11 protein-coding genes are annotated in these 9,021 nt (G+C 59.9%); 8 read left to right on the plus strand and 3 right to left on the minus strand.

Annotated features, from left to right (window positions below):
• Nucleotides 1-721: hypothetical protein (locus ACP5J3_RS08060; protein ID WP_428495217.1), on the plus strand; the 721-nt coding region annotated here is incomplete at its 5' end.
• An 84-nt stretch (nucleotides 722-805) separates the two neighbouring features.
• Here the strand turns inward: ACP5J3_RS08060 and ACP5J3_RS08065 are convergent.
• Nucleotides 806-1,678, minus strand: a complete 873-nt coding sequence (locus ACP5J3_RS08065; RefSeq protein WP_428495218.1) for an NAD-dependent epimerase/dehydratase family protein — start codon at nucleotides 1,676-1,678, stop codon at nucleotides 806-808.
• Nucleotides 1,679-1,697: 19 nt separating this feature from the next.
• Complete coding sequence (locus ACP5J3_RS08070) at nucleotides 1,698-3,044, minus strand: lipopolysaccharide biosynthesis protein (protein ID WP_428495219.1); 1,347 nt, start codon at nucleotides 3,042-3,044, stop codon at nucleotides 1,698-1,700.
• 24 nt (nucleotides 3,045-3,068) lie between these two features.
• On the opposite strand from ACP5J3_RS08070, the gene ACP5J3_RS08075 reads away from it, so the two are divergent.
• From ACP5J3_RS08075 to ACP5J3_RS08105, 7 genes are read left to right on the plus strand one after another with little or no spacing between them, the layout of a single operon-like run.
• On the plus strand, nucleotides 3,069-3,644 hold the full coding sequence (locus tag ACP5J3_RS08075; RefSeq protein ID WP_428495220.1) for a DUF1616 domain-containing protein: 576 nt from the start codon (nucleotides 3,069-3,071) through the stop codon (nucleotides 3,642-3,644).
• Nucleotides 3,629-4,297, plus strand: coding sequence for a hypothetical protein (locus ACP5J3_RS08080; protein ID WP_428495221.1), 669 nt, complete (start codon nucleotides 3,629-3,631; stop codon nucleotides 4,295-4,297). Before ACP5J3_RS08075 ends, ACP5J3_RS08080 begins: the two co-directional genes overlap by 16 nt.
• Nucleotides 4,294-4,539, plus strand: a complete 246-nt coding sequence (locus tag ACP5J3_RS08085; RefSeq protein WP_428495222.1) for a hypothetical protein — start codon at nucleotides 4,294-4,296, stop codon at nucleotides 4,537-4,539. Before ACP5J3_RS08080 ends, ACP5J3_RS08085 begins: the two co-directional genes overlap by 4 nt.
• The gene (locus tag ACP5J3_RS08090) at nucleotides 4,536-5,921 is read left to right on the plus strand and encodes a hypothetical protein (protein ID WP_428495223.1); all 1,386 of its coding nucleotides are present in this window, start codon (nucleotides 4,536-4,538) and stop codon (nucleotides 5,919-5,921) included. Before ACP5J3_RS08085 ends, ACP5J3_RS08090 begins: the two co-directional genes overlap by 4 nt.
• On the plus strand, nucleotides 5,903-6,547 hold the full coding sequence (locus ACP5J3_RS08095) for a hypothetical protein (RefSeq protein ID WP_428495224.1): 645 nt from the start codon (nucleotides 5,903-5,905) through the stop codon (nucleotides 6,545-6,547). The genes ACP5J3_RS08090 and ACP5J3_RS08095 overlap by 19 nt, the downstream gene beginning before the upstream one ends.
• Nucleotides 6,523-7,434, plus strand: a complete 912-nt coding sequence (locus tag ACP5J3_RS08100) for an AAA family ATPase (protein ID WP_428495225.1) — start codon at nucleotides 6,523-6,525, stop codon at nucleotides 7,432-7,434. The genes ACP5J3_RS08095 and ACP5J3_RS08100 overlap by 25 nt, the downstream gene beginning before the upstream one ends.
• On the plus strand, nucleotides 7,397-8,587 hold the full coding sequence (locus ACP5J3_RS08105) for a DUF58 domain-containing protein (RefSeq protein WP_428495226.1): 1,191 nt from the start codon (nucleotides 7,397-7,399) through the stop codon (nucleotides 8,585-8,587). The genes ACP5J3_RS08100 and ACP5J3_RS08105 overlap by 38 nt, the downstream gene beginning before the upstream one ends.
• Here ACP5J3_RS08105 and ACP5J3_RS08110 read toward each other — a convergent pair.
• Nucleotides 8,580-9,021: DUF1616 domain-containing protein (locus ACP5J3_RS08110; protein WP_428495227.1), on the minus strand; the 442-nt coding region annotated here is incomplete at its 5' end. The genes ACP5J3_RS08105 and ACP5J3_RS08110 overlap by 8 nt on opposite strands.

Consider the following 9,021-nt stretch of genomic DNA (forward strand, 5'->3'; position numbering starts at 1 on the left):
GGCGTTTGGGGTTGTGATGGACTACGGCTATCTGCCGCTGTATCTCGTCTTGGGGGTTGCCGTATTTCTCCACGTATTGAGGACAAGGGGGCTTGGGGTTTCGGATTCGTGGCTTTACCATCTGGCGGCGGCTATGACGGCTTTTGGTTTTGTTAATCCCGACTTGGGGATGCACCTCTCTAGGGTTAATCCTCTTGTGCTTGCGCTTAGTGTTGTGCATCTGCCCCACCTCTCCCGCAACCTGGTGAGGGTGGGCTTGATGGCTCTGGCCTTGATATACGTCTTGTATGGGGTGGTTAAGCTGGGGGACATATCTATACTGCACCGGGTGGATCAAGTTACTCTTTCGGCGTATCTAGAGGCTAGGGAGCTCGTGAGGCCGAACAGCGTGGTTTTGGTGGTGGCGCAGGTCAGCTCGTGGGCTATGCCGTTTCTGCAAGACCCCTCGCGTAACGTGACGGTTCTTAGGGTCGCTACGCCTGATGTCTACGCCGCCATGGATCCCAACGACCCGGAGCTTAGGTACGGCCCCAAGCTCTACCATGAGTTGGCGGCTGGGAGGGTGCTGGCGGGGGTTGATTACATACTGCTACAGTTGCCTAACCGCGGCCAGTGGTACCATGAGTCTCTTGCCGAGCAGGCAAGGAGGCTTTGGAATCTAGATTTTAATTGCAGTGTCATATTCCAGAGGGAGAATCTTGGGCTGTTAAGGTGCAGATAAAGCGGCGTATGTTGCGTAGAGTCAAATATGAATTTTTAATAAATCATCTGTAATATAGTCATTAATATAGAAGTTTTGCTAATGTTATATGTCGATTAATTTCCTAAGTCCATCCTCCAGTGCTATTTGTGGTTTCCAACCTAATGAAAATGCTCGCGATATCTCCGCTACGCTGTGCTTTATGTCACCGGGTCTTGGCGGTGCGTATCTCACCGTTCCCTCTATTTTAAATATCTTCATTACAATGTCTGCCAGTTTTCGAATTGAAACTGCAATGCCAGTGCCTACGTTGTAGACACCTGTAGCGCCTTTTTCCACGGTTACTGCTACGAAGCGGGCTACGTCTTCGACGTGAATGAAGTCCCTGGTCTGTTCACCATCGCCGAATATGACGGGGGGCTTTCCCTGCTTGGCCCTTTGTATAAATTTCGTAATGACACCAGAGTAGGGGCCTGACTGACCTGGGCCGTAGACGTTGAAAAGCCTGGCGACTGTGAGTTTTTTAGTTAACATCTCTGCTATCTGCTCGCCGACTAGCTTGGATAGTCCGTAGGGTGATTTGGGCTTTGTTGGGTGCCTCTCGTCGATGGGGAGGTACTCGGGCTCGCCGTAGACCGCGGCCGACGAGATGTAGATTAGGTGGGCGCCCCTCTCCGCGGCCCGCTTGGCGACCTTGGCGGTGACGGCGGCGTTGTTCCACATATATTCGTACGGCCTCTCCCAGCTTTCCGCGACGTCTATATACGCGGCGGCGTGTACAACCACGTCGGCGTCTGGGAGGTCGTCGTGTCTGAGGTCTGCCCTAACCAGCGGCACCCCCGCCTCCTCCAGCCTCTCGAAGCCGGTGGCCCTCTCCAAGCTATCCACAGCCACCACTCTGTAGCCAAGCCTCGCTAGATGGACGGCTATGTGGCTGCCGATGAAGCCGGCGCCTCCGGTCACCGCCACTCTCACCATGGTTGTAAATATCTGGGTTTTAATCTAGTATATCTAGTAGTTTAGAGGCTAGGGGGGCCGCCTTCGCGTAGATGGGGTCTGGCAGTACTTGTCTAGCCACTTCCGCCACCTCGGCCCGGTTGACGATGCGTAGCTTAAGCGCCGCGGCGTAACCCAGGGCGGCTCCGGCGGCTGCGGGGGCTATGCCCAGCGCCGCCATGGCGGCTGGCACCGCTGTTACGGCAATTTTTGGAGAGATATGTGATATGGATGCGGCGACTCTTCTCTGCACCGCGGCGTAGTAAGCAAGAGCCACGGCGGCGCCGGCGAGGAAGGAGGCCGCCACGCCTTCGGCTGATGCGCCGTATAGCAGGTACAGGATTATCCTGGCGGCGTTGGATGCGAGCCCACCCGCTAGAAACGTCCCGTAGGCCCCTTGGGCGTAGGTTAAGCTACTCAAAACGCTTGCGGGGAGTGATAGGATGTTTGCCACTGTGTAGATGACGAGGGCTGGGTAGGCCTGGACGTAATGTATACCCAGGAGAGCTAGGAAGTGGCGCCCGCCGAATATCAAAACGGCGGCTAGCGGAAGGGAGATGACTAGAGAGAGCCTCGCCGCCTTCTCGGCTCCTGCCTCTTTCCTATCTGTCGAGGAGAGGTAGGGTAGCAACACCCCTGTGATTATTGTGGCTGGCCCCACGGCCGCGTTTGCCAGTACCTGGGCGATGTATACATACCCGGCTGTGGCGGGATCGGCGAGGTTGTAGGCGGCCACGACGCCGAGATTTGTGCCTAGTGTAGCCACGACGCCGGGGAGCCAGGCGGCGGCGCCGGCCTTGACGAGCTCCCTCATCTTGGTTAGCGAGGGGGTGGCCCGGCTGGCCGCTATGCCCAGCGCCGTCAGTATGGCGCCGGGTATGGCGTAGGTGGCCGCAAGGACGTCTGGGCCGTAGTGGGCGAGGAGTGGGGCGAGGGCTACCCTCGCCGTCTGTCCCGTCAGCGCGGCGATGAATATGGGGAAGGTGTCCAGCCTCGCCTGGAAGTAGGCTCCGTAGTAGGTGGATAACATCCCTACTATGGTCAGAAGCGCTAGTGAGGGCCTCCACAAGGCCGTTGACGCCGCCGCGGCGGCGCCTATCAGGGTTAACGCAAGCGCGCCTGATATGTAGGTGGGGTCGCGGGTGGCTGGGTACAGCCTGGTGAGCGCCGTGGGCACGCCCAGCCCGAGTGCGAAGGCTAGTATAGAGGCGGAGGCCACCAAGTACGCCACATCCCCCAAGACGTCCGCCTTGACTGTGGCGGCGGCGGCGAACCAGAAGAGGTAGCCCCCAAGTTGCGCGACGAGGTTAGAGGCGTATAGCCACATCCCCGCTCTATATACAGCCACGGAGAGGCAAGTTTTATATTTAATATGTCTTGCGCCGTTGTGGACGTTTTACAGCTGGTTAAGCAATGCTCCACTGTGGAGGAGGCTGTGGAGGAGGTGGCCAAGAGGACTGGCAAGTCTAGATACGAGGCGGCTTATGAGCTCATGTTGCAGGTGAAGGCCGGGAGGCTGGCGGTGGAGTCGGGGGCCGACAACTTCCTTGCATACATCCTTGGGCCCGGGGGGGCGTGGCTTTGGCTAATAACGGCGATCACAGCCGCCGTGGTGGCGCTGGTGTTTCTAGCTCAGAGCCCGCCGCTGGTCTACCTGCGGTACGTCTTAGGCGCCTTCTTCGTGCTGTTTCTGCCGGGGTACGTGCTGGTGGAGGCTCTGTACCCCCGGGGGGACGAGCTGTCTCCGCTTGAGCGTCTGGCCCTCTCCATTGGCTTAAGCCTCGCGGTTGTCCCGCTGGTGGGGCTTCTACTCAACTACACCCCCTTCGGCATTCGGCTGGCGCCGGTGACGGCCAGCCTCGCCGTCATGACTCTGGCACTCGCCATCTACGCCACGTATAGGCGCTACAGGTTTGAGGCTTTGGGGGCTGTATGCGGGACGAGGTAGGGCCCTCCCTCGCCTTGATAGGAGCCGCCGCCACGCTCCTCGGCCTACTCCAGCCCAACCTCACGCCGCTGGTGGCTCTGGGCCTCGCCGCGTTGACAGTCGGCGTCTTGGCGTCTTGGGAGCCCGCGGCTAGGGAGAGGGTGGTGGCGAAGCTGGCGGAGGCTGGGTGGGAGAACACAGCCGCTCTTATACAAGCCATGGGCCTCCCCCCGAAGGCGTACTACGTGCCGTCCGCCGTCGCGGGCAGGCCGGTTGCGGTGGTGGCCCAGGGACCTCCTCTAGAGGTGCCTAGGGGTGCCTTGACCTTCAAGACCCCAGGCGGCCCCGCGCTTGTGCTGGCGACGCCCGGCGGCAAGGCGCTTGAGCTGTGCGGAGAACTCCCAGGGGACCTGGGCGAGGCGTTGAGGACGTGTGTAGTGAACGCCCTCGGCCTCGCCCGCTCCGTATCGGTGGCGGAGCGCGGCGGGAAGTATGTGGTGGAGTACTCCGGCGTTTCTGCGCCGGAGCTCTACGAGAGGCTTGTGGTGAGAAGCGCGCTTGGGGGAGTGGTGGCGTCGGTGACCGCCGCCGTCGCCGCCGAGGTGCTCGGCCGTCCCGTGGAGGTTGTGGAGGAGAGGCGGGTAGGGAGGAGGCTTGTGGTTGTGTTGAGATGAGGCTTCCCTATATCGCAATGGTGACGCTCGCCGGGTTGGCCTCCGCCTTCTTCATACACCTCGGCGTATCTACTGTGGACGTGGTGGTGTCTATATACGCCCTCATATACTGGGCGGTGGCGCCCTTCCTCAGACCGCTCCCAAGGCCGCTGGGGCTGTTGCATACAGCTATCGGCGCCGTCTTGTTAGCCGCCTTTGCCTACTTCGCCGCGTTGAGGATTCTCTCTATTCTGAAGCTATGAGGTGGAGGCTGGCCGCGGCGGCCGCAGTGGCGGTTCTGCTCACAGCCTTGTCAATCTACAAGCCATCGCCGCCTAAATTAGTTGCACCCGTAGACATAGAGAAGCTGGCGGAGCTTGTGAAGTCAGACCCAGCTCTTTTGGAGGAGGCGGTGCGCTTTATGTCTGAACTCGGCATAAATCTCACGTTGAGGGCTCCTCCGAAGCCTCAGCCCACCGCGATAACGATATCGATAAACGCCTCATCTATCTGGGCTGGCGACCGCGTATTGGTTACGGGCGTGCTCACGTCACGTGGGAAGCCGCTGGCTGGGCAGACCGTCGCCGTGTTGATAGACGGCGTCCCCGCGGCTGTGACGGTTACGGACAGCAGAGGCCGCTACAACGCAACTGTGGCGATCTCCGTATATAGGCCTCGTGTGAACGTCACGGCGGTGTACCTCCCACTCCCCGGGTCTCCCTACATGCCGTCCATGGCGTCGGCGCACCTCTCCGTATTGTACCACGCCACAACCATCGCTATCTCGGCGCCAAGCCAGGTGCTCTGGGGAGCGCCGCTGGCTCTGAACATTACGCTTGATCCGCCAGCTGAAAGGAGGATAAACATCATCGTGAGCAACGCCACTAAAAGCATTGTACTAAGCATTAAGGCACAGGGATCAACCTCTGTCAGAATCCCAACCGGCAACCTCACGCCGGGGACCTACAAACTAACTGTATACGTGCCGGGTATGGGCAGGCTGGGGCCGGCGAGCGCTACACGGACTGTAAACATTACAGCAGAAAGACCCATTATTTCTCTGTCGGCGGCTGGGGTGGGGCTGGCTGGATTTCTCCCGCAGTTTGCTGTTAAGGTGGTGCCTGCGGTGAATATCTCGGTGTATCTCGGCGACAGACCGCTGGAAGGCCCGATACCTCTAGACACACCAACGGGGTGGGCTGTCATAAGGGCCGTGTCGACGCCGTCGCCGCCGTACGCCTCCGCCACAGCCTCCGCCTATGTGTTTGTGATTAACCCGTTGCAGATATCCGCAGTGATCGCCGCCGTGTTGCTGGCGGCGAAGCTTGCCCAGGGCCGGTTGAAGAGGATCACTGACCTGGTTAGAGAGGTGGTGGAGGCGGCTCCGAGGAGGCCTCACAGCGTGGTGGAGGAGGAGGCGCTGGCCGTCTTAGCCCGGGCTTTTTACAAACTCGGCGAGAGGTCGGGGCTTTGGTACAGTAGAAAAATGACCTATAGGGAATACGCCAGTAGTGTGGAGCCGTATGCCAAAGATCCTGTCTGCCTCTGGCGCGTCGTGTATATAGCGGAGAAGGCGGCGTATTCGCCCTACTCCCCCAGCGCGGTTGAGATTAGGGAAGCGTGGGTATGTACAGAGCGGCTATAGCTACGGCCGCCCTCGTACTGCTACTGCTATACCTAACCCCCTCTACGACGCCGTTTAGCCCCTACAACACAGGGCCAGACGGGCTGTCTAAAGCTGTGGAGATGTGCCGCGTGGAGGACGACGCCGATGTTTTTATAATTGCGCCGGGAGCCTCGGTGCCTGGGCTCAACGTGACCGCCAGCACCTCCAAAATAGTGGATCCGCTGATCAACGCCGGCGATCCCTACATCCCTCTGGCGAGAGCTGGGCGATATGCTGTAATCGCGCCAAACGCCACTCCCCTGAGGGGCCCCGGGCGGGTGGTTGTCTCCACAAGCCCCACGAGTTTTGCCGACACGTCTAGAGGACCATACGCGCTTGGCCTCGCCGTGGCTGTGGGCAACAGAACTATCTACATTTACCACGCCAGTCTCTTCACAAACAGAGCGATTGACCGCAATCTCAAATTTATACAAGAGGTGTGCCGCAGACCCGTGAAGGTAGTGGTGGCTGGCGGCGACCTATCCCATACATTCCACGTAGCCGCGCGGGCAATTGGGGAATGGCTGGCGCCCATGCTTATTACAGCAATAAGTTTATATTTGTTGAAAACGTGGCGGACGTGGCCTCGTCGCCGCGAGAGCTAGTAAAGGTGGTGAGTAGATACTTCCTCGGCAACACATCCATAATTGAGATAGCGGTGGCTACTCTAATGGCCGGCGGCCATCTACTCCTCCTCGGCCCCGTTGGGGGCGGCAAGACGACTCTCGCTAAGGCCCTGGCGAGGGCAGTGGGGGGCTCTTTTGCACGGGTGCAGATGACTAACGAGACGTTGCCCTCGGACATCCTTGGATACGGGGTCTATGTCCAGGGCGAGATAAGAATTGTAAAGGGGCCTATTTTCAACAACGTGGTGCTAATAGACGAGATAAATAGGGGACCCCCTAGGACGCTCTCAGCCCTCATAGAGCCGATGCAGGAGCGGACCGTCACTATTGAGGGGGCGACGCTGAGGCTCCCCACCCCCCACATGGTGGTTGCCACCATGAACGTGACGGAGATAGCCACCGGCGCCACTGCCCCCCTACCCCTGGCGTTGCTTGATAGATTCACTGCGTCTCTACACGTAAATTACGTCGACCCTGCTAGGGAGAAGGAGGTTGTGAAAATGGCCGACTACTTAGACCAGCTAGACGGGAAGCCCCAGGCGACAACCCCCCTGACATTCGACATGGGGAAGGTATACGTAGCCGACGACGTACTTGACTACATAATTAAACTAGTGGATGCGGTGAGGAGGGACGGGCGTGTGGCGGTGCCCCTTTCCACCAGGGCTCCCATTGCCCTGTACCGCCTCGCCAGAGCTATCGCGGTGCTAGACGGCAGAGACTATGTAATACCAGACGACGTAAAGAAAGCCGCGGTCCCCGCGCTGGCCCACAGAATTATTACAAAGCCCGAGTACTCCGACGTCGAGCCGGTAAGGATTGTGGAGGATGCCCTCCGGGAGGTGGAGCCTCCAACCCGTATATGAGGCGGCTAGGCGGGCGGCCCCCCTCGCCTATCTAGCCATCGCCTGGCCAGAGTTCCCAGCTGCCGCGGCCGCGGTTCTGTTGCTGGCTTTGGAAAACACCTTGTTGCGGAGATTCCACACCCCGGCTGTGCTGCTTCACTACGCAGTGGCATCCCTATTGCCTCCCCCCCAGGCGTTTGCCCTGGCGGTTGCTCTGATACCACTGCTCCACTGGGCTAAGGCTGTGGATAACTACATGAGCTGGAGGGGCCACGCCGTTATTTTCACGGCCGCCGCCTTATTCAAGCCGCAACTCCTCCCAGCCCTTGTCTACACCCTCGCCGAGGCGGCGTGGTACCTTGCCAAATACGCCAAGACGCAGCCGAGGGTAGAGGGGCCCCCCAAAATCGAGGCGGTGGCCGGGGCTCCTCTTTTATATAGGCTGAAGATTGCCACCGGCGCGCCTGCGGTTGTCCGCCTCCCCGACGGGAGGGAGGTGGAGGCGCTGGATGGCGAGGTCGAGGTGGAGGTTAAGACGAAATTCGACGCCGCGGGGCTCTACACGCCGGAGGTTCAGGTGGTGTATGCAAACCCCACGCGGACCGTCCGGTTTAGGAAAGCGGTGAGGCACCCCCCGATATACGTGGCGCCTAGGTACCGACGCGCGGTGGAGCTCGGCGAGAAGATAATCGCCGGGGCTGTGGAGGAGGTGGCGGGGGCTAGGGAATACGTGCCGGGGGACTCCCTTAGGCGTCTGCACTGGAAGAAGATGGCGAAGATACAGAAGCCTGTTGTTAAGCTTTTGGAGGGGCGCGCCGCGGGCGGTTTGAAAATTGCTGTACTGCTATACGCCACGTCCCCCAAGGCTCTTGACAGGTTGCTGGAGGCTACGGCCTCTGCAACGGCAACAGCCCTGGCCCGGTCAGATCGCGTTGAGATATATGCAGTGACCCGACGAGGCGGCGAGAAAATCGCGGCTGAGCGGAGGACGTATAGAGAAGCTGTAGAGAGGCTTGTGTCGCTCGCCGAAGTTCTCCACGTTGAGGCCGCGGCGGCGCTGGACTACGCAAATGCCCTGCCAAAGGCAGACCCGCCGCCGGCCGATATGGTGATAGGCGAGGCGGCTTTTGTAAAACCCCTCTGCAAACCCGGCGCGGCCTGCCTCGCTATCTAACATCAATCCACAGCTGTACAAACCTCCCTGTGTATGAAAGCGTCCCGTTGGGATACACAGCCCAGAGCTCCGCCACCAGCCTCTGCCTCCCCGTTGAGTTGAAAGACACAGAAAAAGGCTGCACCCACGTCTCGTTGTGAAGCAGAAGCCTCTCCATCTTCAACACGGGGGGCGACGGCAGAGGCGGCTCACCACCCGGCCCCGCCACCTTAATATACACCACATACCACCTAGGCACACCCTCGTGGTTATGTACATAAATAAACAGCCTTATGGGGACCCCCGCCGAGACGTTGGTGGGGTACCCCCCGATCCTCCCCTCAGGACCCAGCAAGCCTAGGGCGGAGAAGGGCTCCGCCACAGCCGGCCTTAGCAACAGCGCAACGGCGAGGGCTACCCCGACGACGACCACCGCCGCCGCCACGGCCGAAACC

This window comes from Pyrobaculum sp., assembly GCF_049971835.1.
Lineage (GTDB): Archaea > Thermoproteota > Thermoprotei > Thermoproteales > Thermoproteaceae > Pyrobaculum.